The 25,358-nt window shown below is 58.7% G+C and carries 28 protein-coding genes and 1 tRNA gene; 5 read left to right on the top strand and 24 right to left on the bottom strand.

The genetic code is table 11. The features are described from left to right. Positions 1–98: 98 nt before the first annotated feature. The 18 genes from ACLBW8_RS21575 to ACLBW8_RS21490 form a co-directional block, all read right to left on the bottom strand. Positions 99–174 (bottom strand) — tRNA-Lys (locus ACLBW8_RS21575). A gap of 63 nt (positions 175–237) precedes the next feature. Then, positions 238–915 carry a 7-cyano-7-deazaguanine synthase QueC gene (gene queC / locus ACLBW8_RS21570; protein ID WP_447806252.1) on the bottom strand — a complete coding sequence of 226 codons (678 nt, stop codon included), beginning with the start codon at positions 913–915 and terminating at the stop codon, positions 238–240. A gap of 1 nt (position 916) precedes the next feature. After that, a complete protein-coding gene (gene queE, locus ACLBW8_RS21565; RefSeq protein WP_447806251.1) occupies positions 917–1,564 on the bottom strand; it encodes a 7-carboxy-7-deazaguanine synthase QueE in 648 nt (215 codons plus the stop codon). A gap of 164 nt (positions 1,565–1,728) precedes the next feature. Further along, positions 1,729–2,565, bottom strand: coding sequence for a tol-pal system protein YbgF (gene ybgF / locus ACLBW8_RS21560; protein WP_064453922.1), 837 nt, complete (start codon positions 2,563–2,565; stop codon positions 1,729–1,731). A gap of 6 nt (positions 2,566–2,571) precedes the next feature. Beyond that, positions 2,572–3,072 carry a peptidoglycan-associated lipoprotein Pal gene (gene pal / locus ACLBW8_RS21555; protein WP_003209827.1) on the bottom strand — a complete coding sequence of 167 codons (501 nt, stop codon included), beginning with the start codon at positions 3,070–3,072 and terminating at the stop codon, positions 2,572–2,574. Positions 3,073–3,127: 55 nt separating this feature from the next. Further along, entirely contained in the window at positions 3,128–4,408 is a 1,281-nt protein-coding gene (gene tolB, locus ACLBW8_RS21550; protein ID WP_152745290.1) for a Tol-Pal system beta propeller repeat protein TolB, read from the bottom strand. A 17-nt stretch (positions 4,409–4,425) separates the two neighbouring features. Then, the gene (tolA, locus tag ACLBW8_RS21545) at positions 4,426–5,499 is read right to left on the bottom strand and encodes a cell envelope integrity protein TolA (protein ID WP_064453923.1); all 1,074 of its coding nucleotides are present in this window, start codon (positions 5,497–5,499) and stop codon (positions 4,426–4,428) included. Continuing rightward, complete coding sequence (tolR, locus tag ACLBW8_RS21540) at positions 5,499–5,951, bottom strand: protein TolR (RefSeq protein WP_161630238.1); 453 nt, start codon at positions 5,949–5,951, stop codon at positions 5,499–5,501. The genes tolA and tolR overlap by 1 nt, the downstream gene beginning before the upstream one ends. 23 nt (positions 5,952–5,974) lie before the next feature. Next, a complete protein-coding gene (tolQ, locus tag ACLBW8_RS21535; protein ID WP_024077143.1) occupies positions 5,975–6,670 on the bottom strand; it encodes a protein TolQ in 696 nt (231 codons plus the stop codon). Between the two features lies 1 nt (position 6,671). Further along, positions 6,672–7,127, bottom strand: coding sequence for a tol-pal system-associated acyl-CoA thioesterase (ybgC, locus tag ACLBW8_RS21530; RefSeq protein ID WP_064453924.1), 456 nt, complete (start codon positions 7,125–7,127; stop codon positions 6,672–6,674). Between the two features lie 139 nt (positions 7,128–7,266). Next, entirely contained in the window at positions 7,267–8,325 is a 1,059-nt protein-coding gene (ruvB, locus tag ACLBW8_RS21525) for a Holliday junction branch migration DNA helicase RuvB (RefSeq protein ID WP_064453925.1), read from the bottom strand. Continuing rightward, entirely contained in the window at positions 8,326–8,937 is a 612-nt protein-coding gene (gene ruvA / locus ACLBW8_RS21520; RefSeq protein WP_064453926.1) for a Holliday junction branch migration protein RuvA, read from the bottom strand. Between the two features lie 67 nt (positions 8,938–9,004). Then, positions 9,005–9,529: a crossover junction endodeoxyribonuclease RuvC gene (gene ruvC, locus ACLBW8_RS21515; protein WP_024077147.1), complete on the bottom strand. Its 525-nt coding sequence runs from the start codon at positions 9,527–9,529 to the stop codon at positions 9,005–9,007. A 157-nt stretch (positions 9,530–9,686) separates the two neighbouring features. After that, positions 9,687–10,433, bottom strand: coding sequence for a YebC/PmpR family DNA-binding transcriptional regulator (locus tag ACLBW8_RS21510; protein WP_447806250.1), 747 nt, complete (start codon positions 10,431–10,433; stop codon positions 9,687–9,689). 150 nt (positions 10,434–10,583) lie between these two features. Beyond that, positions 10,584–12,359 carry an aspartate--tRNA ligase gene (aspS, locus tag ACLBW8_RS21505; RefSeq protein ID WP_064453928.1) on the bottom strand — a complete coding sequence of 592 codons (1,776 nt, stop codon included), beginning with the start codon at positions 12,357–12,359 and terminating at the stop codon, positions 10,584–10,586. A 107-nt stretch (positions 12,360–12,466) separates the two neighbouring features. Beyond that, entirely contained in the window at positions 12,467–12,688 is a 222-nt protein-coding gene (locus ACLBW8_RS21500; protein ID WP_017139808.1) for an FmdB family zinc ribbon protein, read from the bottom strand. Between the two features lie 171 nt (positions 12,689–12,859). Then, positions 12,860–13,201 (bottom strand): ribbon-helix-helix domain-containing protein, encoded by a 342-nt coding sequence (locus ACLBW8_RS21495; RefSeq protein ID WP_064453929.1) that lies wholly within the window; start codon positions 13,199–13,201, stop codon positions 12,860–12,862. 181 nt (positions 13,202–13,382) lie between these two features. Next, positions 13,383–13,856 (bottom strand): Dps family protein, encoded by a 474-nt coding sequence (locus ACLBW8_RS21490; protein ID WP_003193874.1) that lies wholly within the window; start codon positions 13,854–13,856, stop codon positions 13,383–13,385. Positions 13,857–14,295: 439 nt separating this feature from the next. Here ACLBW8_RS21490 and ACLBW8_RS21485 point away from each other — a divergent pair, with 439 nt between their 5' ends. Continuing rightward, positions 14,296–14,898, top strand: a complete 603-nt coding sequence (locus ACLBW8_RS21485; protein WP_064453930.1) for a cold-shock protein — start codon at positions 14,296–14,298, stop codon at positions 14,896–14,898. A 69-nt stretch (positions 14,899–14,967) separates the two neighbouring features. Here ACLBW8_RS21485 and ACLBW8_RS21480 read toward each other — a convergent pair whose 3' ends face one another. Then, positions 14,968–15,174: a SlyX family protein gene (locus ACLBW8_RS21480; protein ID WP_447806249.1), complete on the bottom strand. Its 207-nt coding sequence runs from the start codon at positions 15,172–15,174 to the stop codon at positions 14,968–14,970. A gap of 3 nt (positions 15,175–15,177) precedes the next feature. Next, entirely contained in the window at positions 15,178–15,603 is a 426-nt protein-coding gene (locus tag ACLBW8_RS21475; RefSeq protein WP_221295557.1) for an HIT domain-containing protein, read from the bottom strand. A 744-nt stretch (positions 15,604–16,347) separates the two neighbouring features. Between ACLBW8_RS21475 and ACLBW8_RS21470 the strand changes: the two genes are divergently transcribed. After that, complete coding sequence (locus ACLBW8_RS21470; RefSeq protein WP_447806248.1) at positions 16,348–17,646, top strand: OprD family porin; 1,299 nt, start codon at positions 16,348–16,350, stop codon at positions 17,644–17,646. 190 nt (positions 17,647–17,836) lie between these two features. Here ACLBW8_RS21470 and ACLBW8_RS21465 read toward each other — a convergent pair whose 3' ends face one another. Together ACLBW8_RS21465 and ACLBW8_RS21460 are read right to left on the bottom strand one after the other, a co-directional pair. Then, positions 17,837–18,679: a mechanosensitive ion channel family protein gene (locus ACLBW8_RS21465; protein WP_064453933.1), complete on the bottom strand. Its 843-nt coding sequence runs from the start codon at positions 18,677–18,679 to the stop codon at positions 17,837–17,839. Positions 18,680–18,815: 136 nt separating this feature from the next. Next, positions 18,816–19,301, bottom strand: a complete 486-nt coding sequence (locus ACLBW8_RS21460) for a YajQ family cyclic di-GMP-binding protein (RefSeq protein ID WP_053257767.1) — start codon at positions 19,299–19,301, stop codon at positions 18,816–18,818. 123 nt (positions 19,302–19,424) lie between these two features. Between ACLBW8_RS21460 and ACLBW8_RS21455 the strand changes: the two genes are divergently transcribed. The 3 genes from ACLBW8_RS21455 to ACLBW8_RS21445 are packed head-to-tail and all read left to right on the top strand — an operon-like array spanning position 19,425 to position 23,006. Continuing rightward, a complete protein-coding gene (locus tag ACLBW8_RS21455; protein WP_262666187.1) occupies positions 19,425–20,342 on the top strand; it encodes a putative 2-dehydropantoate 2-reductase in 918 nt (305 codons plus the stop codon). Positions 20,343–20,388: 46 nt separating this feature from the next. Then, complete coding sequence (locus tag ACLBW8_RS21450; RefSeq protein ID WP_064453935.1) at positions 20,389–22,425, top strand: sensor histidine kinase; 2,037 nt, start codon at positions 20,389–20,391, stop codon at positions 22,423–22,425. A gap of 2 nt (positions 22,426–22,427) precedes the next feature. Beyond that, positions 22,428–23,006: a cob(I)yrinic acid a,c-diamide adenosyltransferase gene (locus ACLBW8_RS21445; RefSeq protein ID WP_447806247.1), complete on the top strand. Its 579-nt coding sequence runs from the start codon at positions 22,428–22,430 to the stop codon at positions 23,004–23,006. 128 nt (positions 23,007–23,134) lie between these two features. Here ACLBW8_RS21445 and ACLBW8_RS21440 read toward each other — a convergent pair whose 3' ends face one another. After that, complete coding sequence (locus ACLBW8_RS21440; protein WP_064453937.1) at positions 23,135–24,079, bottom strand: Nudix family hydrolase; 945 nt, start codon at positions 24,077–24,079, stop codon at positions 23,135–23,137. A gap of 20 nt (positions 24,080–24,099) precedes the next feature. Next, on the bottom strand, positions 24,100–25,317 hold the full coding sequence (gene argJ, locus ACLBW8_RS21435) for a bifunctional glutamate N-acetyltransferase/amino-acid acetyltransferase ArgJ (protein WP_064453938.1): 1,218 nt from the start codon (positions 25,315–25,317) through the stop codon (positions 24,100–24,102). Between the last annotated feature and the right edge of the window lie 41 nt (positions 25,318–25,358).

Genomic DNA, 25,358 nt, shown 5'->3' with positions numbered 1-25,358 from the left:
GTCGGCCGCGTCTGTGCAGGCGGCTTTTTCAGAAGGCAAAAAAAAACCCGGAAATCCTCACTTGCGTGGGCCTTCCGGATTTTCTAAACCGCCAAAAATGGTGGGTCGTGTGGGATTCGAACCTACGACCAATTGGTTAAAAGCCAACTGCTCTACCAACTGAGCTAACGACCCGCTGTGTTGTGGCGCGTATAATACTGATTTCTAAGGATTATTCAACACCTTATTTGAAATAAATCAGAAATAACGCGTTGGGTCTGTAATTCCAGCCGTTTGGAAGCCTTCTGCACGCAGTCGGCAAGCGTCACATTTCCCACAAGCGCGGCCAGCATCGTCTGCCTGGTAGCAGGAAACAGTCAGCGCGTAATCCACGCCAAGTCCTACGCCAGCCTTCACAATGTCTGCCTTGCTCATGTTCTGCAGCGGGGCCTGGATACGAAATCTTTGCCCTTCCACACCAGCCTTGGTCGCCAGGTTGGCCATGCGCTCGAATGACTCGACGTACTCTGGACGGCAGTCCGGATAACCGTTGTAGTCCAGTGCATTGACGCCGATGAAGATGTCACGGGCATTCAAGACTTCGGCCCAACCAAGGGCCAGCGACAGGAACACGGTGTTGCGCGCCGGCACGTAGGTCAGCGGGATGCCTTCGCTGGGCGCCTCGGGCACATCGATGCTGCTGTCGGTAAGAGCCGAGCCGCCGATGCCATTGAGGTTGAGTCCGATCACTTTGTGCTCGACCACACTCAGGTCACGGGCGACACGCGCGGCGGCGTCCAGCTCGGCGCGGTGGCGTTGGCCGTAGTCGAAGCTCATGGTGTAGCAGCGGTAGCCTTGCGCCTGCGCCATGGCAACCATGGTGGCGGAGTCAAGGCCGCCGGACAGCAAGATGACGGCGCGCTTTTGATCCGTCATGTCAGCGCCCCGGCTCGTCATTCCACAGGTATTTATGCAACTGCAATTGCAGGCGTACCGGCAGGTTGTCCGCCACGACCCAGTCGGCCAGGTCGCGGGCGTTCAGGTCATGATGGCTCGGCGAGAACAGCACTTCGCCGGCACGGCGGTCGAGGCCGTATTGGATCAGCTTGGAAGCCGCCCAGTCATAATCGTCACGCGAACAGATCACGAACTTGACCTGATCGTTGGCCGTCAGCAGATCGATGTTCTCGTAAAGGTTACGGTGCGCTTCCTTGGAGCCTGGGGTCTTCAGATCGACCACTCGGCTTACGCGCGAATCCACAGTAGAGATGTCCAGAGCACCGCTGGTCTCCAGCGAGACTTCGTAACCGGCATCACACAGTTGCTTGAGCAACGGGATGGCATTGGGCTGGGCCAGAGGCTCGCCACCGGTCACGCAGACGTAGCGCGGCTTGAAGCCGGCAACCTGCTCAAGGATATCGTCGAGAGTGCGCACAGTGCCGCCACTGAAAGCGTAGGCGCTGTCACAGTATTGGCAACGCAACGGGCAACCGGTCAGCCGTACAAATACGGTGGGCAGGCCAGCGGTTCGCGTTTCACCCTGCAACGAGTAAAAAACTTCGGTAATACGTAATGTGTCTTGCATAGTCGCCACGGGCGTAACAGCTAAACAGGCTGTCCGCCTCCGTCAGGCACTTCAAGGGATTGCGCCAACGCGCCAACCCCGGGAAGCGTGTTTCATAAAAGGGCGTGGATTCTAACGAAAAAACCCGCGCCAGGCGCGGGTTTCTTCTAAACGGGCTACATCGCTTACAAGCGCTGCAGATCCCGCTGGGCCAACTGGGCAGCAGACGTACCCGGATATTGGGCAACCACTTGCTGCAGAATGCCTTTGACCTTGTCGGTATGACCCAGGCGGCGCTCTACGTCAGCCAGTTTGTACAGCGAGTCAGGCACCTTGGCGTGCTTTGGGTACAGCTGGCTGACCTTGGCAAATGCCTGGCCCGCCGCTTGTAAATCACCCTTTGCCAGGTTCACCTCACCCAACCAGTACTGGGCATTGCCCGCGTATTGGCTGTTCGGGTATTTGCGCAGGAATGCGGTAAAAGCCTGGCTGGCCTTATCGAAATCCTTGGCTTTGATCAGGTCGAAGGCTGCATCGTAATACAGTTTTTCCTTCGCCGGATCACCCGGTTCGCTGCTGGCGGCAGGGGCTTGGCCAGCAGCCGCTGCCCCTGCTGCGGCACCACCGGCGGCAGCGCTTGGCGCACCACCGGCAGAAGAATTATCAGGAGTTGCGGCAGGTGTTACGCCGGCTCCAATACGTCGATCAAGATCCTGGTAACGCTCCAGGCCTTCTTGCTTCAGCTGGTTCACTTGATTCTGCAGAACTTCAATGGTGCCTTGTTGCTGCGACAATTGATCCTGCATGCGTTGCAGCTGGTTGAACAGTTCGCCCTGTGCCGAGGGGGCGGACGTAGCCGCCCCCCCAGCATAGGCGCCGTTCGTGCCATAACCCGCTGGCGGATAACTGCTCCCGCTATTGTTATAGCCAGAGTTGCTATCTTCCACAGGAACCGCAGCCCACACCGCAAGCGGTGCGAGGCTGAGAGCCAATACAGTTAGAGCACGACGGCACGTTCGCATGACGAATTACTTACGCAGTTCGACGCGACGGTTTTGAGCCCAGGACTGCTCGTCGTGGCCAGTAGCAACTGGACGCTCTTTACCGTAGGAAACCAGTTCCAGTTGGCCCGGAGCAACACCTTGCAGTACCAGGTAGCGCTGAACGGCTTTCGCACGACGCTCGCCCAGTGCCATGTTGTACTCACGAGTACCACGTTCGTCGGTGTTACCTTCCAGAACAACGCGAGCGCCGTTAGCTTTCAGGTCCTTCGCGTGAACGTCCAGAGCGCGCATGGCTTCTGGCTTCAGGTCCGAACTGTCGTATTCGAAGTAGAAAGTGGTGATAGCGCGCAGAGCAGCTTCTTCGCTCAGGGAGCCGTCAACTGCACCAGTGTTAGCGCCGTAACCAGCGTTTGGATCAACAGCTGCGCCTTCACCGGCATTGTCGCCGCCTTTAGACGAGCAACCAACGGCTACGGACAGAGCCAGAGCCAGAGCAGCAAACTTACCAAACTTCAGCATTTCCATCGTGAAACTCCTAATGAACCCCAGTGTGTTAAGCAAATCTTTTTGTAGCGCCGCGTCAGTTCAGGTAAGGGGACCAGGACGGTTCTCTGACTTCGCCTTGTGCGGTAGGAAGCGGGAGCCTTACGCGTCCATTAATGGACACGAGCATCAAGACTCCCCGGCCCTGCTGGCGGGTGGCGTAGATTACCATGGTGCCGTTGGGCGCAACAGTAGCTGACTCATCAAGGTTGGTGTCTGTGAGGATTTTTACCGTTCCACGCTGCAAATCCTGGGCCGCAACCCGGAAATTAGTGAAACCATCCTGACGGTGAATCATCACCAACGTCTTTTCATCAGCCGAAAGCTTAGGGTTGGCATTGTAGTTACCAATAAAGGTCACGCGTTCTGCGCCACCGCCACCTACGCTTGTTTTGTAGATTTGAGGCTTGCCGCCACGGTCAGAGGTGAAATAGATGGTCGAACCATCCTTACCCCAGAACGGTTCGGTGTTGATGCCCGGGCCGCTGGTAACTCGGCTGATCTGGCGCGAAGCCATGTTCATCACGTAGATATCCGGGTTGCCATCCTTGGACAGCACGAATGCCAGGCGCGAACCATCCGGTGACCATGCCGGTGCACCGTTGAGGCCTTCGAAGTTGGTGATCTGCTCACGACGGCCAGTATCGATGTGCTGGACGAAGATACGCGGACGGCGCTGTTCGAAAGACACGTAGGCAATACGCTTGCCATCCGGCGCGAAGCGCGGCGACAGGATTGGCTCACGGGACTGCAGCAAGGTCACGGCACGTGCACCGTCGTAGTCCGAGCGCTGCAACGTATAACGAGTGTTGTCTACAGAGAAACGCTCAGCCGTTACATAAAGCAGGCGTGTCGAAAACGCACCTTTGATACCGGTGAGCTTTTCAAACGACTGGTCCGAGATGTAGTGGGCCATGTCCCGCAGTTGTTCGGCGGTGCCGGATACGCTGCCGGTCAAGACCTGCTGCTCGGTAGCCACGTTGAACAACGTGTACTGGATCTGCAGGCGACCACCGGCTGGCGTGATGTTGCCGACCATCAGGTACTGGGCGCCAACGGCCTTCCAGTCACGGAACACAACTTCGCTGGCCTGGTTCGGCTGGCTGATCATGTTGCCTTTCGGAATCGGCGCGTAGTAGCCGGAGTTGCGCAGGTCGTCGCTGACGATCTGGGCCATGTCGTCCGGCAGCACGCTGCCGCCCTGCCAGCCGAACGGTACTACCGCGATCGGGGTGGCCCGATCACTACCGCTGGTGACCAGGATGTTCTTTTCATCCGCCGCCGCTATCCCTGCCATACAGCAAATAACGACAAGCATTCCTCGAAGAAGGTTTCTCACAAGGCTAGATCCTCAGGTGTGAATGTCATCTTGAATGAACGATAGGGAGCGAAGTCGCTTGGTTTCATTCCCTGCATCTCGGTCAACCGGCCAATGTTCTTGACCGCGGCAACCGCCGAACTGTCGAACGAACCGTCACCACTGGACTTGGCCACGCTGACCGAAGTCACCGTACCGTCCGGCAACATGCCGATCTGCAGCACTACTGTCATGCCTTTGCGTGCCGAAGGTGGACGTGTCCAGCCTTCCGCTGCCCGTGCCCGAATCAGGTCGTCGAAACTGCCCGCGACTTCATCACCACGTTCATCGGCCAAGGCTTGCTGACGCTGCGGCGTGTCGGAAAGCAAATCTGCCAAGGCCTGGGCCTTTTTCTCTTCGGCGGATTTACGTGCTGCTTCCTGGGCCTTTTTCTTGGTGGCGTCGGCGGCAGCTTTCTTCTTCGCGTCGTCGGCGATCTTTTTCTTCGCCTCGTCTGCTTCAGCTTTTTTCTTGGCGTCTTCGGCGGCTTTCTTCTTCGCGTCTTCGACTATCTTTTTCTTGGCGTCTTCAGCGGCCTTTTTCTTGGCCTCTTCTTCGGCCGCTTTTTTGGCTTCTTCTTCAGACTTCTTCTTGGCTATATCAGCCAATTGTTTCTCTTCAGCCTTTTTAGCTTCGGCAGCTTTGTCGGCTTTCTTGGCTTCATCAGCCTTTTTCGCCTCGTCAGCCTTCTTGGCTTCGTCAGCCTTTTTCGATTCCTCGGCCTTTTGAGCCGCCTCTTCTTTCTTTTGTTCCGCAGCAGCCTTCACCGCTTCCTGCTCGACCTTCTTCTGTTCCATCTGCTCGACTTCGGTCTGGCGCGCAGCCGACTTCTGGGCCTCACCCGCAATCTTCTGATTGGTCTGGGTAGTGGCCTGACTTTTCGATTTCAGCTGATACAGGGTCGCCTGCACGATCGGCTTGGCTGGCGGCAGGTCCGGGGTCATGGCAAAGCTGACGAACAGCATGCCAAACACCAGGACGTGCAGGGCAATTGCCCAGACGCTAGGCCAGAAGAAGCTTTCCGAGGCGGACGGCTCTCGCTGTTGGTGCATCAGGGCGCCTCGGTAATCAAGCCAACGTTACCGACGCCGGCCTTCTGCAGCCCACCCATGGCGCCCATGACGGAGCCATAGTCGACCACTTTGTCGCCGCGAATGAACACTTGCGTGTGCTTGCCGCCTTCGTTGCCGGACCGGATGATCTTGGTCACGGCGTCGGTCATCTGCGGCAAGGTCATGGCCTTGTCCTGCTGTTTCTGAGTGTCGACTTCGCTGCCAAGGTTCCAGTAATAGGTCTTGTCAGCCTTGATCGAAATGGTCAGGACCTGAGTGTTGTTGTCTTGCGGCAAGGCTTCGCTGGAAACCTTGGGCAGATCAACCTTCACGCCCTGATTGAGCATCGGCGCGGTCACCATGAAGATGACCAGCAGCACCAACATCACGTCGATGTAGGGCACTACGTTCATCTCGGCGACCGGCTTGCGCTTTTTGCGAGCTCGAGCGATTAAAGCCATTGGGAATTACCTGCTTATTCTTCGCTGGTGTGCACTTTACGGTGCAGGATCGCCTGGAACTCGTCGGCGAAGGTGTAGTAACGGCTGATCAAGGTTTCGCCGCGTGCGGCAAAACGGTTGTAAGCGATTACTGCTGGGATAGCAGCGAACAGGCCGATCGCGGTAGCGACCAGGGCTTCGGCGATACCCGGGGCCACAGTGGCCAGGGTCGCTTGCTGGGCCTGAGCCAGGCCACGGAAGGAGTTCATGATCCCCCAGACGGTGCCGAACAGACCGATGTACGGGCTGACGGAGCCGACGGTAGCGAGGAACGGCAGGCTCTGCTCCAGTTTCTCTTCTTCGCGTGAAATCGCGACGCGCATGGCACGGGCCACACCTTCCATGACCGCTTCAGGGTCGACGCCCGGCTGCTGGCGCAGGCGCGAGAATTCCTTGAAACCGGCGCGGAAGATCTGCTCGACGCCCGAATCCGGGTCCGGGTTGCTGCCCGCCTGACGGTACAGCTTGGACAGGTCGATACCCGACCAGAAGCGCTCTTCGAAGCTCTCCAGGGCACGTCGACCGGCACGCAGCAAGTTGCTGCGCTGAAAAATCATGACCCAAGAGGTAACCGATGCGGCTACCAGGATCAGCATTACCAGTTGAACCACAACACTGGCATTGCTGACCAGGCTCCACATGGAGGAATGGTCGACGACGGTAGGTTCCACGCTAAATCTCCTGCTTTGATTGTTTACCCGCGCCGCTTACGCCGGCAAAGGCCGCACGTAGAGCTTCGGGAATGGCCCGGGGTTTCAAACTATTGGTGCGCACACAGGCCACCAGGAACTGCCCCTCACAGAGCAGCGTTGCATCCGTTGCCCGCCTGACTTGCTGTTTAAAGCGCAGGCTGACACGGTTCAATTCGATTACTTGCGCGCTGACCAGCAATTCATCGTCCAACCGCGCCGGCGCGTGGTAACGCGCCTCGCTGGAATGCACGACAAACAACAGGTCTTCCCCCGCAAGCGTGGATTGGGCAAAGCCCAACTCCCGTAGCCGCTCGGTTCGAGCCCGCTCCATGAACTTGAGGTAGTTGACGTAATACACGATGCCGCCAGCATCGGTGTCCTCGTAATAAACGCGACAGCGATGTACGAACGACTGATCCCCGTTTTGCGCGCGCATACTCTAGTGCTTACTCCTCAGGTTGCCAATCCGGCCAGGCAACTGTTTTTTCATTCCAAGCAACATTTCTAACGACTGAATGACGACACCAGCCACTAGGACAGCACAAACTTCAGATAAATCGACTGGCGTGACCTTTTTAATCGTCCACTGCATCGAGGAATTCGTCTACTACAGGCATCTCGCCCAATCGTGACGGAATGTTTAACCCGAAGTGCAGATAGGCGTGACGCGTCACCACTCGCCCCCGTGGCGTGCGCATGATGTAGCCCTGCTGGATCAGGTACGGCTCCAGCACATCCTCAATGGTATGGCGCTCTTCACTGATCGCCGCCGCCAAGCTGTCGACGCCTACCGGGCCGCCGTCGAACTTCTCGATCATGGTCAAGAGTAGACGTCGATCCTGATGATCGAAGCCATGCTCGTCCACATCCAACAGGTTCAAGGCCAGGTCGGCCACGGCCTTGGTGATATGCCCCTTGGCCCGCACCTCGGCAAAATCGCGTACGCGACGCAACAAACGGTTGGCGATCCGTGGCGTGCCACGGGCCCGGCGGGCGATTTCAAAGGCGCCTTCCGGGTCCAGGGGCAAGCCGAGAATGCTCGCAGACCGGCTGACGATGGTCGCCAGGTCAGCGGTGCTATAGAACTCTAGACGTTGAACAATGCCGAAACGGTCTCGTAGCGGGTTGGTCAGCATGCCCGCGCGGGTGGTTGCGCCGACCAGTGTGAAAGGCGGCAGGTCGAGCTTGATCGAGCGGGCCGCCGGGCCCTCGCCGATCATGATGTCGAGCTGGAAGTCTTCCATGGCCGGGTACAGCACTTCTTCGACGATCGGCGACAGCCGGTGGATCTCGTCGATAAACAGCACGTCGTGGGGTTCAAGATTGGTCAGCAACGCCGCCAGGTCACCCGGACGCTCCAGCACCGGGCCGGAGGTGGACTTGATCGACACGCCCATTTCATGGGCGATAATCATGGCCAGCGTGGTTTTACCCAGCCCCGGCGGACCGAAGATCAACGTGTGGTCGAGGGACTCACTGCGCCCGCGCGCGGCCTGGATGAACAGCTCCATCTGCTCGCGCACGGTGGGCTGGCCAATGTAGTCGGCCAGGCTCAGGGGGCGGATGGCGCGGTCCTGGACCTCTTCACGGTCGCGCGGGCCGGTGGCCGCGATCAGACGATCAGCTTCAATCACTTAAATCATTCCCTTCAGGGCTCGGCGGATCATGTCTTCGCTGCTCAGGTTCTTATCCTTGATGGCCGACACTGCTTTGCTGGCCTCCTGCGGCTTGTAGCCCAGGGAGATCAACGCGCTGACGGCATCGCTTTCGGCACTGGCAACCTGCCCCACCGGCATATCCGGCTGGTTCGGCACCAGGGCAAACATGCTCGGTACGACTTCCCAGGCCTTGAAGCGGTCCTTGAGTTCCACCAGCAGGCGCTCAGCGGTTTTCTTGCCGACACCCGGCACCTTGGTCAGCGCGGAGGTGTCCTGGGCCGAAACAGCGCGTACCAATTCATCCACTTCCAGGCTCGACATCAACGCCAGCGCAAGCTTGGGCCCCACGCCATTGAGGCGAATCAGTTCGCGGAAGAAGTCGCGGTCGCGCTTGCCTATGAAACCATAGAGCAATTGCGCATCTTCGCGCACCACCAGATGTGTGTGCAGCGTTATTGGCTCGCCGATCGACGGCAGGCGATAGAGGGTGGTCATGGGCACTTCCAGCTCATACCCCAACCCATTTACATCCAGAATCAGGTGCGGCGGCTGTTTTTCAGCCAGGGTGCCGCGCAAGCGTCCAATCACGGTTCAGATCCTTAAAGCTTGGGGTCAGAACAAGGCCTGACCGGAAATAACGATTGCGCTGATGCTATCAGAGACGCAGCCGCCCGCCACGACTGCGTGCCGTGCCCAGGCCATGTGGCAACAGGCTGGAGCGGGTGTGGGCATGGCAAATGGCAATGGCCAGGGCGTCGGAGGCGTCGATTTGCGGTTTTGAGGTGAGCTTGAGCATGTGCATGACCATCATCTGCACCTGCTCCTTGTTTGCCGCACCGGTGCCCACCACGGCCTGCTTGACTTGGGTCGCCGTGTATTCGGCGATTTCCATGCCCTCTTCCGCACCGGCGACGATCGCGGCGCCACGGGCCTGGCCGAGTTTCAGGGCGGAGTCGGCGTTTTTGGCCATGAAGACTTTTTCGATGCCCATGGTGACCGGCCCGTAGGTCTGGATCACTTCACGCACGCCGCGATAGACGATCTGCAGGCGCTCGGCCAACTCGCCCGCGCCAGTGCGGATGCAGCCCGAGGCAACGTAGACGCAGCCACGCGGGGTGTGTTGCACCACGCCAAAACCGGTAATGCGCGAACCGGGGTCGATACCTAGGATTAAAGTCATAACGCCTGCGGGGTGGGGGAAACACAATTCTTGCGGCCAACATCGATCAACTGTGGGAGCTGGCTTGCCTGCGATGCAGGCACCTCGGTGCGTCTTCTAAACCGAGGTGATGCTATCGCAGGCAAGCCAACTCCCACATGTTGATCTACATCATTCTTCAGACTAGCTGTACTGCGACTTCTTCTGGAATGTCGGCATTGGAATAAACGTTCTGCACATCGTCCAGGTCTTCGAGCATATCGAGCATCTTCAGCACTTTCTGCGCGCCGTCCAGGTCCAGCTCGGCGCTGGTGGTCGGCAGCATCACGATTTCCGCGTCAGTGCCTTTGAAACCGGCCGCCTCCAACGCATTACGCACGGTATAGAACCCGGCAAACGAGGTGAATACGTCGATGGAGCCGTCTTCGTTGGTGACTACGTCGTCGGCGTCCGCTTCCATGGCGGCTTCGATCAGTGCGTCTTCGTCCACGCCCGGGGCGAAGGAGATCTGCCCCTTGCGCTCGAACAGGTAGGCCACCGAACCGTCGGTGCCGAGGTTGCCGCCACATTTGCTGAACGCATGGCGCACGGCTGCCGCCGTACGGTTGCGGTTGTCGGTCATGCACTCGACCATCACCGCCACGCCACCCGGGCCATAGCCTTCATAGCTCAGCTCGACCATGTCGTCGGTGTCAGCTGCACCGGCACCACGCGCCACGGCGCGATCAATAATGTCGCGGCTCATGTTGGCGCCCAACGCCTTGTCCAGCGCCAGGCGCAGACGCGGGTTGGAGCCCGGGTCACCGCCACCCTGGCGAGCAGCGACGGTCAGCTCGCGAATCCACTTGGTGAAGATCTTGCCTTTCTTGGCATCCTGACGCTCTTTGCGGTGCTTGATGTTCGCCCACTTGGAATGGCCAGCCATAACACAACTCCGAAATTCTCTAGAAACCTTATCAATCCAGCCCCAGGCCGGACTTCTCTCTTTAAAGCACAACCCTTGTAACGCAAAGGCGCATCCGAAGATGCGCCTTTTTAGACTGCGTAAACCTCAGTGCGCTTTCACGCAGCGGCCTTACTCAGCCTTCGGCGCCTCACGCAGACGGATGTGCAGTTCGCGCAGGGCTTTGGCATCCACCACGCCCGGAGCCTGGGTCATGACGTCCGCAGCACTCTGGGTTTTCGGGAAGGCGATCACTTCACGGATCGACTGGGCGCCGGTCATCAGCATCACCAGACGGTCCAGACCGAACGCCAGGCCACCGTGCGGCGGCGCGCCGTATTTCAGGGCGTCGAGCAGGAAGCCGAATTTCTCTTCCTGTTCCGCTTCGTTGATGCCCAACAGGCGGAAGACCGCTTGTTGCATCTCTTTGCGGTGGATACGGATCGAACCGCCACCCAACTCAGTGCCGTTCAACACCATGTCGTAGGCGCGGGACAGAGCGCCAGCGGGGTTGGCTTCCAGCTCTTGCGGCGAGCACTTCGGCGCAGTGAACGGGTGGTGCAAGGCGCTGAAGCTGCCGTCGTCGTTCTCTTCGAACATCGGGAAGTCGACCACCCACATCGGTGCCCACTTGCAGGTCAGCAGGTCCAGGTCGTGGCCCAGCTTGATCCGCAGCGCGCCCAGGGCTTCGCTGACGATCTTGGCTTTGTCGGCACCGAAGAACACGATGTCGCCGTCAACCGCGCCAACGCGATCGAGGATCGCGTTCAGGTTGTCCAGCGGGATGTTTTTCACGATCGGCGATTGCAGACCATCAACACCGTTAGCACGCTCGTTGACCTTGATGTACGCCAGGCCTTTGGCACCGTAGATGCCGACGAACTTGGTGTAGTCGTCGATCTGTTTGCGCGGCATGCTCGCGCCGCCTGGTACACGCAGGGCGGCGATACGGCATTTAGGGTCGTTGGCCGGGCCGCTGAACACCTTGAAGTCGACTGCTTTGAGCTGGTCGGCCACGTCCACCAGTTCCAGCGGGTTACGCAGGTCTGGCTTGTCGGAACCGTAGCGGCGCATGGCTTCTTCGAAGGTCATGTGCGGGAACTCGCCGAACTCCAGGTCCAGCACTTCCTTGAACAGGTTGCGGATCATTTGTTCGGTCAGGCCCATGATCTCTTTTTCATCGAGGAAGCTGGTCTCGATGTCGATCTGGGTGAATTCAGGCTGGCGGTCGGCACGCAGGTCTTCGTCGCGGAAGCACTTGGCGATCTGGTAGTAACGGTCGAAGCCGGCCACCATCAGCAGTTGTTTGAACAGCTGCGGCGATTGCGGCAAGGCGAAGAAGGAGCCGGCGTGGGTACGGCTTGGCACCAGGTAGTCACGCGCGCCTTCCGGGGTGGCCCGGGTCAGGATCGGCGTTTCGACGTCGAGGAAGCCGTTCTCGTCGAGGAAGCGGCGGATGCTGGTGGTCATGCGCGAACGCAGACGCAGCTTCTCGGCCATTTCCGGACGACGCAGGTCCAGGAAGCGGTAGCGCAGGCGGGTTTCTTCGCCCACGTCGGAATACTCGTTGAGTGGGAACGGCGGGGTTTCCGACTCGTTCAGCACTTCCAGCTCGTAGCCCAGCACTTCGATGGCGCCGGAGGCCATGTTCGCGTTCACGGCACCGGCCGGACGCAGGCGAACCTTGCCGGTGATCTTGACAACGTACTCGCTGCGCACGCGGTCGGCGGCGGCGAAGCTCTCGGCGCGGTCCGGATCGAACACCACCTGGGCCAGACCATCACGATCACGGATATCGAGGAAAATCACCCCGCCGTGGTCGCGGCGACGGTGAACCCATCCGCAAAGGGTGATTTCCTGACCTTCCAGGGTCTCGTTCAGTTGGCCGCAATAGTGGCTGCGCATCATGGTAGTGGTTTCACTTCTCGTAATTCGAAATTCGGTGGAGGCTCGCCTCGTCACCGTACAGTTAAGCAGGGGACGGATAATGCAGGAGCCTGCGCGTAGAGTTCAACTCAGTCTGCTTTGTCGCCGCCCGCCAGGTTCTTCTTGGCGCCGGTCTTGAAGTCGGTCTCGTACCAGCCGCCGCCGCTCAGGCGGAAGCCCGGCATGGACAACATCTTCTTCAGCTCAGGAGCCTGGCAGGCAGGGCAATCGACCAGCGGCGCTGCGCTGATCTTCTGAATGGCTTCCAACTGATGACCACAGGAAGCACATTGATAGTCGTACATGGGCATGGAGATGTCTCGGCGATCAGATCGTTACTGCGCCACGCCCTGCCCTGTGGATAAACCCCAGGCATGCGCAGCAAAGCGCGGGATTATATCTGGTAAATCGAGGCAGTGCAGCCGGCTTTCTGCCCGAAGCCTGGCCCGCCTTGACGGTGGACCCGCTTCGCAACGGCCGTATTAATCGAGGTCAAGGGCGCTGACACGCCCTTTTAATACGTGAACCACGCACACCACCCTGACCAGCCCGCTGAAGTTCTTCACCCCTCCGTACCTCAAATGCACTTCCCGGTCGACGTAAGACAGCAACGCACTGACCGAGCAGGCATTGATCCCGGCTATCTCCGTGAGGATATTCCAGTAGATCTGTTCGAGCCGCAGGCAGGTCGAAAACCCGTTGAGCCTGACTGACCGGGACAATGGCTTGGCCAGCCCCATGTCGAACCCTTTTGCAAAGGGGTCGACCTTTATCTTATGAAAACCACCGGCTTCCATCACTCCATTACCCACACCACGTGACATACACCTGACACTCCATTGCCAAACAGCAGCCCACGGGTTTCTCCCATTGGACAGTGGCTCTATAAAACAGCAGGACGAGAGGGGCAGCCAGAAGACGGGGCGTTGATAATCGTAGGACAACGCCAGGAAGCGCAGAGAAACAAGCGAGCGGCGCCAGGAAGGCGCCACTCAGGCACGAAGCTTATTGATTTTCGAGCAGGGAACGCAGCATCCACGCGGTTTTCTCGTGTACTTGCATGCGCTGGGTCAACAAGTCCGCCGTGGGCTCATCGCTGACCTTGTCGAGCAATGGGAAGATCCCGCGTGCGGTACGTGTCACTGCTTCCTGGCCGGCCACCAGCTGCTTGATCATTTCTTCGGCGCTAGGCACACCCTCCTCTTCCTTGATGGAAGACAGGCGGGCGTAGATCGAATAAGCCCCCGGTGCCGGGAAGCCCAAGGCGCGGATACGCTCGGCAATGGAGTCCACGGCCAGTGCGAGTTCGTTGTACTGCTCTTCAAACATCAAGTGCAGCGTACGAAACATGGGGCCCGTGACGTTCCAATGGAAGTTGTGGGTTTTCAAATACAGTACATAGGTATCGGACAGCAGTCGTGAAAGCCCATCGACGATGGATTTACGATCTTCTTCACTGATACCAATATCGATTGCCATGTTTTTCCCCTTCAATTGACGAATATTCATTGATCAGGTGCAGGACCACTCTAGCAAGAGTACCGCCTGTATGCAGCCCACCTCACGCAGGTGCCGTGCGACAAATCGCCCCGCTCCCCCAAGGCGGTCGCTCGCCTGCGACCGGCGGACAAGCCTTTGCGCCGGTCAGGAAACATTCAAAATGTCGCCCGAACAGCCCGCACCTGTCTAGGACAAGCGTTTGCCGCACAAATGCCCCGCTGGCTTTAACGCCCCGAAATGCTTGATTTGAGTAGGCACAGCCTTTGCTGTTAAATAGACGTCGTGTGGCTAGCCGTTTATTTCTGCGGCCGCCACATAGGCTGATACCCGCGCACGTGCTCAACGCCTCCCATTGTTCAGAAGCGAACCGTGCCAGTCAGCTCTTCCTTGTGATCCTTCTTAACGTGAGTTAATCAAAATGTTGAAAATCGTCCACCTGCTAACGGGCGTTGCAGCTTTGCTGCTGTCCTTTATACCGAGCTTGCAACAGGGAAGCCCTCCCTACCTGGAACAACACGACGCTCTGTACCTGGCCTTGTTCGGCCTTCTTAACCTGACGCTGGTACCGGTAATCCCTTACTGGAACAAAGGCACGCGTCATCAACTGCAAAACCTGGTCAGCGCGTTGCTGGTACTGACCGTTGTCGTTCAAACCCTCACCCTCCTGGCACCGATGCCTGAAGTGGGCGGCCACCCGGCCATACTGCTCAGCCTGGTGATTGCTGTGGTCGCCATCGTTCTTCACCTGGCCATCAGCTTCTACCGTTCGTCCCCTGCCGCTGCGTCGCAAAACTACGACATGACCAACCGGGATACCGGGACCGTCAAGTGGTTCAACACCTCCAAAGGCTTCGGCTTTATTTCCCGCGATTCGGGCGACGATATCTTCGTCCACTTCCGGGCCATCCGTGGCGAAGGCCACCGCGTCCTGGTTGAAGGCCAGCGCGTGGAGTTCTCCGTCATGAACCGCGACAAGGGCCTGCAGGCCGAAGACGTGATTGCGGCATTACCGCGTCGCTGATTCCCACCCGCAGCGCAAAAAAAACCGCGATCCAGCTTGGCTGGGTCGCGGTTTTTTATTGCGTGCTTATTAATAGTGAGGCGGCGGCGCCTCTTCTTCGGATGACTCGAACTGGCCACCCATTTCTTCCTGGCGCTTGAGCAGCGCCATCATCTGCAGTTGCAGGCGCTCAACCACACGTTGCTGAGCGACGAGGATGCCATTGAGGGTATCGATGGTGTCGTCCTGAAAGGCCAGGCGGCTTTCCAGGTCGGTGACGCGTTCTTGCAGGTCCATGAGTCAGTCCTGGGTAAAGATGAAGCCGGCGGGCAATAACACGCGCAGTCGGCTGCGGATCGCCGCCACTTGCTCCTCGGTATAAGGCAAGGCCGGGTGTTTGCCCCAGACCGGTGCGGGCCACGCGGCGTCATCCCGTTTGCGCACAATCACATGCACATGCAGTTGGCTGACAACGTTGCCCAAGGCGCCAATGTTCATCTTGTCGGCCACAAAGCCTTCATTGAGCAGTTGCGCCAAGGCCGTTGTTTCTTGCCACAGTGTTTGTTGATCTGCGACATCCAGCTGAAACACTTCACTGATACCCTCAATGCGCGGCACCAGGATGAACCAGGGGTAATTCGAGTCATTGGACAGCAGCAGGCGACAGAGCGGAAAGTCCCCAATGGCCAGTGTGTCTTGTTGCAGGCGTTGATCTAAGGCGAACACGCGGGCACTCCGTTCGGCAGGTCGATATCAGGTGCCCAGCATACCTTTGAATGCTTGAGGCTTCACAGCGAATGCAGGGGAGCCGTGATGCAACCGAATAAAAAACCTGCCCCCTTTCGAGGCAGCCGAATAATTGAGCTACGCTGATTCGGGCCTGAACGGGGTGCACCAAAATGACCCACCTGTGCTTCAAAGAGATCCGCCAACTACCCACTCAAGGGGGTGAACCGGTAACGTTTTGTTCTGGCGCAGGATTTATGTACCTCCTCACCGGTGACATGCCCGGGCGTCAAGCCCAAACCAAACGACGTAAGAAGCCCGTGCTTATGCGGTTTTTACACTGCCGTAACGGTTTTCACGAAAAAATGACATTCGGTTACCGCTTTGTGCACGCTTGTTGCATTGACACCCGTATAGTCGGCAAGGGCACCCGCCTGGAAGCAGGTGTTTCGCGATAAAAATCAGCAGCGTTTGAGTGCACACCAAGGACGAATTCAAACTTCGAAAGCGGTCTGAAAACAGCACTTAAGTTGTCAGCCTTGTTACATTCGGGCTGTGAATTTGCGACATGGAACTAGCAATTTACGACAGCCTCGTAAAGAAGCTGAAAGGATAGATGGGTAAGTATCGTCAATAGGGTCTGCGTGATATAACTTTGCGCCGACACAAAAAAGAAAGAGCCGCCCAGATAAAAATACAGGTGGGACGGCAGTACTCTTCCTAAAACCAAAGGAGCAAATCACGATGCGCGTGATGAAGTGGAGCATGATCGCCCTGGCTGTTTCAGCAGGCACCTCGCAATACGCAATGGCGTCCGCACAAGACGACGCCAAGGGTTTTGTTGAAGACAGCACTTTCAGCATCAACACCCGGTTGCTGTATTTCAGCCGTGACAAGCGCAACAACGACTCCGGCCAAAGCCGCAGCGAAGAAACCGGTCTTGGTTTCAACGGCCTGTACCAATCCGGCTTTACCCAAGGCACCATTGGTGTCGGTGTTGATGCCATTGGCCTTTTGGGCGTCAAGCTCGACAGCGGCAAGGGTCGCGCCGGTACCGGCCTGTTCCCAACCGGTTCTGACGGTCGCTCGGAAGACGATTACTCCAAAGGCGGCGCTGCGGTTAAGTTCCGTATTTCCAACACCGTGCTGAAAGTAGGTGATCAATACACTACCGCACCGGTGTTCGCCTCCGATGACAGCCGTCTGCTTCCAGAGCTGCCGCAAGGCTTCTCTCTGACCAGCAACGAAATCAAAGACCTGAAACTTGAAGCCGGTCACTTCACCTCGATCGTTGCCCAGGACCACACCTACAAAGACAGTATCAGCAGCTCCGAACCCAACACCGGTCGCGGCCTGAGAGATGCGAACTTCGTGGGTGGCGTTTACGCCTGGACGCCTGAGTTCACCACTAGCCTCTACTACTCGAAAGTCGAAGACTATTGGAAGAAACTCTACGCCAACGTGAACTGGACCCACGCGCTTACCGACAACCAGTCGGTGGCCGTTGACTTCAACATCTACGACACCAAGAGCGATGGCGCCGGTCTGCAACGCGCTGAAAAAGACAACACCACCAAGCTCAACAACCGTGCATTCAGCTTGCAAGGCGCGTATACCCTCGACGCTCACACCTTTACCCTGGCCTATCAGAAGGTTAGCGGTGATGGCGACTACGGCTACGGCGTAGATGGCGGCGGCTCGATCTTCCTGGCTAACTCCGTTGCACGTTCCGACTTCAACGCCGAGGGTGAAAAATCCTGGCAAGCTCGCTACGACCTGAACATGGCCAAATTCGGCGTTCCAGGCCTGAGCTTCATGACCCGCTATGTCACTGGCAGCGGCGCCGACAACGGCACCACCACCAATGCCAAAGAATGGGAACGTGATATCGAAGCCAAATACGTGATCCAGAGCGGCCCAGCGAAAGACCTGAGCCTGCGCGTACGTCAAGCGACCTATCGTTCGTCTGATGGTGTGTACTACGGTTCGGCGTCTATCGACGAGCTGCGTCTGATCGCGCAATACCCGCTGAACATCTTGTAATTGGCTGTTTGATTACAACGATGACTTAAGGCTTCGGCCTTAACTAAAAAGCCGCTCCCTTGCATGCAAAGGAGCGGCTTTTTTATTGCAGTTTTATTTCAATGACGGCATAACTAGCAAGCTAACTAACGAGATTAAACGCTTGCATCGAACCTGACCTATCGGCCAAGTTCGACGTTCGGCTGCTTAGTTATTTTGCAACCGGTTCCTGCATCACGCGAATCACTCGCTGCGGGAACGGAATATCAATCCCCGCGCCTTTCAGGCGGTCACGCGACAGTTCATTCAGCATGAACACAACGTCCCAATAATCTGCAGTCTTGGTCCAGCAACGCAACGACACCGTGATCGAGCTGTCGCCCAGGGTCGACACCACGACCACTGCCGCCGGGTCAGCCATTACGCGCGGGTCTTTCGCCAGTTCCAGCAGCACTTCACGGGCTTTCTGCAGGTCGGCTTCATAGTCGACACCCACGTCGAACACCACCTTGCGGGTAGGCTGACGGTTGGTGTTGGTGATGATGCCGTTGGAGAGGATGCCGTTCGGCACGATCACGGTTTTGTTGTCACCGGTGCGCAGCACGGTATGGAAGATCTGGATGCTGTCGACAGTGCCGGAAGTGCCTTGGGCTTCAATCCAGTCACCGATGCGGAACGGGCGGAACAGCAGAATCAGCACACCACCGGCGAAGTTGGCCAGGCTGCCTTGCAGCGCCAGGCCGATCGCCAGGGTAGCCGCACCGATCGCGGCGACGAACGAGGTTGTTGCCACGCCAATCATCGAGGCCACGCTGACGATCAGCATGACTTTCAGCGCGATATTCGCAAGGCTGGTAATAAAATGCTGCAGTGCCAAGTCCGCGTTACGCAGCGCCAGCAAGCGTCCCACCCGGTGCGTCAGTCGGTTGATGAGCCACCAGCCGATGGCCAGGGTGATTACCGCCAGCAACACCCGGCTGCCATATTCCATAATCATCGGGATCCAAGACTGCGAGGTCTTGATCAGGCGATCCACTTCAGCATTCAAATCCATCTACATTCTCCAGTTTTGCGGATGTGCGGCTTTATTGACTACCTGAAAACGCAATTGAGCCCCGTAGGGCTCAAGTGTAGGCGCAGGTTCTGGGGCGTGGGACGTCAAAAACGCCCACAGGTTCCACAAAGTGCCATCAGTCGCGGAAGTTATTGAACTGCAGCGGCATGTCGAAGGTCTTCGCGCGCAGGGCAGCGATTGCTTCCTGCAAATCATCACGCTTCTTGCCAGTGATGCGAACCTGCTCACCCTGGATGGCGGCCTGGACTTTCAGCTTGGCATCCTTCACATGAGCAACGATCTTCTTCGCCAGCTCTTTGTCGATGCCTTCCTTGAGAACCGCTTCCTGCTTCATCAGCTTGCCGGAGGCGTAGGCTTCTTTGATTTCAAGGCACTGCGCGTCAATCTTGCGCTTGACCAGGGACAACTTAAGGATCTCGATCATCGCTTCCAGCTGGAAATCGGCTTCAGCGGTCAGGTTGACGGTCAGTTCCTTTTCCTTGAATTCGAAGCTGCCCTTGCCTTTCAAGTCATAGCGACGGTCCAGTTCCTTGACGGCGTTCTCGACGGCGTTGGTGACTTCGTGTTTGTCCAGTTCGGATACCACGTCGAACGAAGGCATGTCATTTCTCCAATATAAGGGGCGGGCTCAGTAGAGATGGAGCGCGCCCGAGCTAAAATGCGCAGGCATTATAGCGGTTCTTTCGCCCCGTTCACTGTGAGCGACCCTACGGAGCACAAACTCATGTCGACCACCTGGCATATTCTCGGCGCCGGCAGCCTGGGCACACTGTGGGCCACACGACTGGCGCGCGCGGGCGTGCCCGTCAGACTGATCTTGCGCGATCAAACCCGCCTGGCCAGCTATCAGACGGCAAAAGGCCTGACCCTGGTGGAGCAAGGAGTAGAAAGCACCTACCCAGTGATCGGCGAAACACCTGACAGCCCCGAGCCGATTCATCGGCTGCTGGTGGCGTGCAAAGCCTACGATGCCCAGAGCGCCATCGCACAATTGCAACACCGATTGGTGCCGAACGCCGAACTGATCCTGCTGCAAAACGGCCTCGGCAGCCAGGACGCGGTAGCCGCGCAACTGCCCCAGGCTCGCTGCCTCTTTGCCTCCAGTACCGAAGGCGCATTCCGCGACGGCGACTGGCGCGTAGTGTTTGCGGGCCATGGCTACACCTGGCTGGGGGACGTTGGCCACCCGACTGCGCCGCTATGGCTGGAAGACCTGCACACCGCCGGCATCCCCCACGAATGGAGCACCGATATCCTCACCCGTCTGTGGCGCAAGCTGGCCCTTAATTGCGCGATCAACCCGCTGACCGTGCTTTACCAGTGCCGCAACGGCGGCTTGCAAGCCCATCAGTGTGAAGTCGCGACCCTGTGCGCCGAGTTGGCCGAGTTGCTTGAATGCTGCGGTCAACCGGCTGCCGCCGAACATTTGCACAGCGAAGTGGAAAGGGTGATCCAGGCCACTGCCGCCAATTACTCCTCCATGTATCAGGACGTGGCCAACGCCCGGCGCACCGAAATCAGCTACCTGCTGGGCTATGCCTGCCTGGCGGCTGCCCGCCATCAATTGGTGCTGCCACATCTGCAACAGGTGCAGGCGCGCCTGGTCGACTACTTGCACGCACGCGGATTGGCCAGCGACTGAGGCACGCGCTACCCTGCCTACCTGTCTATCACCTGGGAAAACCCTGATGCCACTGCGCCAGCGTCTTGAAAATCTACCGGTAGGGCAGAAACTGCTGGCCGCCCTGCTGGTGCTGTTGACCACTGTATTGCTGGTGGCCAACCTGACGTTTATCAGTGCTGCCTATTGGATCTCCCAGGAAAGCATGGCGCCCCAGGCACTGCAGGCCATCGGTCGGCTGGTTTCGAGCCCTTCACTTGCCGCCGAAGCCCTCGAGTCCCCAGCCAAGGCCGACGCCCTGCTCAATGAGCTGACCAGCTATTCGCCGTTGCGCGCGGCGGCGTTGTACGACGGCGAGGGCACCCGCCTGGCGCAGATGCAGCACGGCAATCGCCTGCATCTGCCGGACAACTACCGGCATATCGAGGCGTGGCGCCTGACCGAGTTTCGCAGCAACCAGGTCATCACCCTGCCCCGAGCCGGCCAGCCTTCCGGGCATTTACTGTTGGTGGCAAGCAGTGAGCTACCGATGGCCTTCTATACCGGCACGTTGACCGCCAGCCTGGGCATCCTGATTTTCAGTGTGTTGCTCTGGCTGGTCATCGCCCGGCAGATCAAACGCCTGATCACTCGCCCGATCCACGAACTGGAAGAACTGTCGCGCCAGGTGACTCGCGAGGAAAACTACGCCCTGCGCGCCGGACGCGGCAACCATGATGAAATCGGCAGCCTGGCCGAAGCGTTCAACACCATGTTGTCGCGTATCGAAGCCCGCGAGCAACAGCTCAAACGTGCGCGCGACGACTCGCAGGCTGCGTACGACCAGGCCCAAGGCCTGGCCGAGGAGACACGCCATACCAACCGCAAGCTGGAACTCGAAGTCCAGGTTCGCAGCAAGATCGAGAAAAAACTCACCGGTTTCCAGAACTACCTGAACAGCATCATCGACTCGATGCCCTCGGCGTTGATCGCGCTGGACGAACAGCTTTATGTCACCCAGTGGAACCAGGAAGCGACGGCCCTTTCCGGCACGCGCCTGGATGAAGCGTTGAATCAGCCGATCTTCCTTGCGTTCCAGCCGCTCAAGCCCTACCTGCCGCAAATCAAGGCGACGGTTGAGCAGCACACGGTGGAGCGCATTGAGCGGGTCACGTGGGTCAAGGATGACGAGCCCAAGCATTACGCCCTGACCTTCTATCCATTGATGGGCGGCGCCGGGCGCGGCGTGGTCATTCGTATCGACGACATCACCCAGCGCTTGTCCCTGGAAGAAATGATGGTGCAGTCGGAAAAAATGCTCTCCGTCGGCGGCCTTGCCGCGGGCATGGCCCATGAGATCAACAACCCGCTGGGGGCTATCCTGCATAACGTGCAGAATATTCGCCGCCGTCTGTCCCCCGACCTGCCCAAGAACCTGGAGTATGCCGAACAGGCGGGCCTCGAGCTGGACACGGTCAACCACTACCTGCAAAGCCGCGAAGTACCGCAACTGCTCGACGGAATTCAGCAAGCCGGCGCCCGGGCGGCGAAAATCGTTACCCACATGCTCAGTTTCAGCCGCCGCAGTAATCGCCAGATGGCGCCTTGCGATTTGCCGGCACTGATTGATCAGGCCGTGGAAATTGCCGGTAATGACTTCGACCTGACGATCGGTTTCGACTTCAAAGGCCAGGCGATCATTCGCCAGTTCGACCCGCAACTGGGCCCGGTTCCCGGCACTGCCAACGAACTGGAACAGGTGCTGCTCAACTTGCTGAAAAACGCCGCCCAGGCCATTCACCTGCGCGAAGACGACCGCGAGCCGGGACGAATCATCCTGCGCACCCGCCTCAATCCGCCGTGGGCGGAGATCCAGGTGGAAGACAACGGCATCGGCATGAGTGAAAACGTGCGCAAACGCACCTTCGAGCCGTTTTTCACCACCAAGGAAATTGGCCAAGGCACCGGGCTTGGGCTGTCGGTGTCGTACTTCATCATCACCAACAACCATAAGGGCCAGATGGAGGTGCACTCCACCCTCGGCCAGGGCACCTGCTTCACGCTGCGCCTGCCTTTGGCCGGCAGCCAAATGCCACCCAATGAACTGACTCAACTGGAGCAATGACCATGGGCTTTCGCCTGTCGAAGATCTACACCCGCACCGGTGACAAGGGCGAGACGGGCCTCGGCGACGGCCGCCGCGTCCCCAAGGACCACCCTCGGGTGGAAGCGATTGGAGAGGTCGACACGCTGAACAGTCAGTTGGGTTTGCTGCTGGCCAATCTTGAAGAGCAGAGCGGCAAGCATCCGGCACTGACGGATGTGATTGAGGTGCTCACACCCTGCCAGCATCGTTTGTTCGACCTCGGCGGTGAACTGGCAATGCCGGTGTACAAGGCGTTGAATGCGGCCGAAATCGATCGGCTGGAAGCCGCGATTGATCGCTGGAATGAGGAAGTCGGGTCGTTGGAGAACTTCATCCTGCCCGGTGGTTCAGCGCTGATTGCCCAGGCCCACGTGTGCCGCAGCGTAGCGCGCAGTGCGGAACGGCGGTGTCAGCATTTGAATGCGGTTGAGCCGTTGGAAGGCTTGGGGTTGGCGTATATCAATCGGCTGTCGGATTTGTTGTTTGTGGCGGCCAGGGTGATTGCCAAGCGCCAGGGTGTTGCTGAAATTCTTTGGCAGGCAGCTGCTAAGCCACACTGATGTTTTTTTAGTGACTGACCTGGCCTCTTCGCGAGCAAGCCCGCTCCCACATTTGACTGCATTCCAACGTTGGAACTCGGTCGAGTGTGGGAGCGGGCTTGCTCGCGAAGAGGCCCGTCAGAACACCATTAAACCTCAGGCCAGAACGCCCGAATGCCCGCCACACCCTGAGCCCCAGCTTCCCAAGCCTGTTCCCGCTCGGCAGGCCCAACCCCACCCAACAGAAACACCGGCTTGCTGAACCCACGGATCAACTCTGCCGCCTGCTCCCAACCCAGTGGCTGGGCATCAGGATGAGTCTGGGTCGGTTGCACCGGCGACAGCGTGACGAAATCCACATCCATCATTCGCGCCAGCGCCAGTTCTTCGGCGTTATGGCACGAGGCCGCCAACCAGCGATCCTTCGGCAGCGGACGGCCCTTGCTCGCATATTTACGCAACTGCGCCGAAGTCATGTGCCAGCCCGCCGCCGGGAAATCCCCCAGCCATTCAAACGGCCCCTTGAGCATCAACTGCGCCTTGCCGGCACACAGGCCTACAGCGTCCACCGCCAGGTCACGGTATTTCGGGTCGTAACCATTGGGCGCACGCAGTTGAATCAGCTTGATGCCACCCGCGATGGCTTTTTGAATACCGCGCAACAGCGTCGGGGTCTCCAGCTCACCCGGGGTAATCAGGTACTCGGCCGGTAAACGCGCCGCCGCAACGATCGGGGCATTGGCCGCAGGGAACTCATAGTTGGGCAAATCCCGAGGAGCAACCCATTCCAACGGTTGCCCTTCGGCACCATGGGGCTCGCCGGTAAAGGCCGATACTTCCCAGACATCCAGCAACACCTGCTTGTCCGAGTAGTCATGCTGCACCTTGATCAGCGGTCGCGCCGTGGTGACCTGAATGCCCAGCTCTTCCTTCAACTCGCGGGACAGCGCAGTGGCGACCGATTCCTCAGCCTCCACCTTGCCGCCGGGGAACTCCCAAAGGCCGCCCTGGTGCTGAGTATCCGCGCGGCGCGCCAGCAGGATTCTGCCATCGACACCACGGATCACTGCTGCTGCTACATGCACTCGTTTCACCGCGCTTATCCTCTTGGCTATCAGGTGCGGTATTCCGCATTGATCTTCACGTACTCGTGGGACAGGTCGGTGGTCCAGATGGTTTCGCTGCACTCACCGCGACCCAGCTCGATACGAATGGTGATTTCTTCCTGCTGCATCACTGCCGAGCCTTGGGCTTCGGTGTAGGTTTCGGCGCGAGCGCCACGGCTGGCAATGCACACGTCGCCGAGAAATACGTCGATCTTGCTCACGTCCAGGTCAGGCACGCCGGCACGGCCAACGGCTGCGAGGATACGGCCCCAGTTCGGGTCGGAGGCGAACAAAGCGGTCTTGATCAGCGGCGAATGCGCCACGGTGTAACCGACATCCAGGCATTCCTGGTGATTGCCGCCGCCGTTGACTTCAACGGTGACGAACTTGGTCGCGCCCTCACCGTCACGCACGATGGCCTGGGCCACGTCCATGCACACCTCGAACACCGCCTGTTTCAGCGCCGCGAACAGCGGGCCCTCGGTGGAGGTGATTTGCGGCAGGTTGGCCTGGCCGGTAGCGATCAGCATGCAGCAGTCGTTGGTCGAGGTGTCACCATCGATGGTAATGCGGTTGAACGACTTGTTGGCGCCGTCCAGCATCAGGCGCTGCAGCACGTCGCGGGAGACTTTGGCGTCGGTGGCAATATAGCCGAGCATGGTGGCCATGTTCGGACGGATCATGCCAGCGCCCTTGCTGATGCCGGTCACAGTAACGGTCACGCCGTCGTGCACGAACTGACGGCTCGCGCCCTTGGGCAGCGTGTCGGTGGTCATGATGCCGGTGGCCGCGGCAGCCCAGTTATCCACAGACAGGTCGTCCAGTGCCGCTTGCAATGCACCTTCGATCTTTTCCACAGGCAGCGGCTCACCGATCACGCCGGTGGAGTAAGGCAGCACTTGGCTGGCGTCGACGCCGGCCAGTTGCGCCAGCTTGGCGCATGTGCGGGCTGCGGCGACAAGACCAGGCTCGCCGGTACCGGCGTTGGCATTGCCGGTGTTGGTCAGCAGGTAACGGATCGGGCCGGCAACGCGTTGCTTGGCCAGGATAACCGGTGCAGCGCAGAAGGCATTAAGGGTGAACACACCCGCGACAGTCGAGCCTTCGGCACAGCGCATCACCACCACATCCTTGCGCCCCGGGCGTTTGATGCCGGCCGAAGCGATACCGAGTTCAAAACCGGCAACCGGGTGCAATGTGGGCAAAGGACCAAGACCAACAGCCATGAATGCGCTCCTTAAAAATAGGTGATGTGTGTGCCGTCGCT

This window comes from Pseudomonas sp. M5A4_2d, from assembly GCF_053345295.1.
This window is presented reverse-complemented; position numbering and strand designations above follow the sequence as displayed.

Coding starts and splice junctions, on each gene's coding strand:
- ACLBW8_RS21510 (WP_447806250.1), bottom strand. CDS start 10,433: ATGGCTGGCCATTCCAAGTGGGCGAACATCAAGCACCGCAAAGAGCGT.
- ACLBW8_RS21495 (WP_064453929.1), bottom strand. CDS start 13,201: ATGTCACGTGGTGTGGGTAATGGAGTGATGGAAGCCGGTGGTTTTCAT.
- queE (WP_447806251.1), bottom strand. CDS start 1,564: ATGCAAGACACATTACGTATTACCGAAGTTTTTTACTCGTTGCAGGGT.
- ACLBW8_RS21460 (WP_053257767.1), bottom strand. CDS start 19,301: ATGCCTTCGTTCGACGTGGTATCCGAACTGGACAAACACGAAGTCACC.
- ACLBW8_RS21455 (WP_262666187.1), top strand. CDS start 19,425: ATGTCGACCACCTGGCATATTCTCGGCGCCGGCAGCCTGGGCACACTG.
- ybgF (WP_064453922.1), bottom strand. CDS start 2,565: ATGCGAACGTGCCGTCGTGCTCTAACTGTATTGGCTCTCAGCCTCGCA.
- ACLBW8_RS21465 (WP_064453933.1), bottom strand. CDS start 18,679: ATGGATTTGAATGCTGAAGTGGATCGCCTGATCAAGACCTCGCAGTCT.
- ACLBW8_RS21485 (WP_064453930.1), top strand. CDS start 14,296: ATGTTGAAAATCGTCCACCTGCTAACGGGCGTTGCAGCTTTGCTGCTG.
- ACLBW8_RS21445 (WP_447806247.1), top strand. CDS start 22,428: ATGGGCTTTCGCCTGTCGAAGATCTACACCCGCACCGGTGACAAGGGC.
- tolB (WP_152745290.1), bottom strand. CDS start 4,408: ATGCTTGTCGTTATTTGCTGTATGGCAGGGATAGCGGCGGCGGATGAA.
- tolA (WP_064453923.1), bottom strand. CDS start 5,499: ATGCACCAACAGCGAGAGCCGTCCGCCTCGGAAAGCTTCTTCTGGCCT.
- ACLBW8_RS21450 (WP_064453935.1), top strand. CDS start 20,389: ATGCCACTGCGCCAGCGTCTTGAAAATCTACCGGTAGGGCAGAAACTG.
- ruvC (WP_024077147.1), bottom strand. CDS start 9,529: ATGACTTTAATCCTAGGTATCGACCCCGGTTCGCGCATTACCGGTTTT.
- argJ (WP_064453938.1), bottom strand. CDS start 25,317: ATGGCTGTTGGTCTTGGTCCTTTGCCCACATTGCACCCGGTTGCCGGT.
- ybgC (WP_064453924.1), bottom strand. CDS start 7,127: ATGCGCGCGCAAAACGGGGATCAGTCGTTCGTACATCGCTGTCGCGTT.
- aspS (WP_064453928.1), bottom strand. CDS start 12,359: ATGATGCGCAGCCACTATTGCGGCCAACTGAACGAGACCCTGGAAGGT.
- ACLBW8_RS21470 (WP_447806248.1), top strand. CDS start 16,348: ATGCGCGTGATGAAGTGGAGCATGATCGCCCTGGCTGTTTCAGCAGGC.
- pal (WP_003209827.1), bottom strand. CDS start 3,072: ATGGAAATGCTGAAGTTTGGTAAGTTTGCTGCTCTGGCTCTGGCTCTG.
- ACLBW8_RS21480 (WP_447806249.1), bottom strand. CDS start 15,174: ATGGACCTGCAAGAACGCGTCACCGACCTGGAAAGCCGCCTGGCCTTT.
- ACLBW8_RS21490 (WP_003193874.1), bottom strand. CDS start 13,856: ATGGCAATCGATATTGGTATCAGTGAAGAAGATCGTAAATCCATCGTC.
- ACLBW8_RS21500 (WP_017139808.1), bottom strand. CDS start 12,688: ATGCCCATGTACGACTATCAATGTGCTTCCTGTGGTCATCAGTTGGAA.
- queC (WP_447806252.1), bottom strand. CDS start 915: ATGACGGATCAAAAGCGCGCCGTCATCTTGCTGTCCGGCGGCCTTGAC.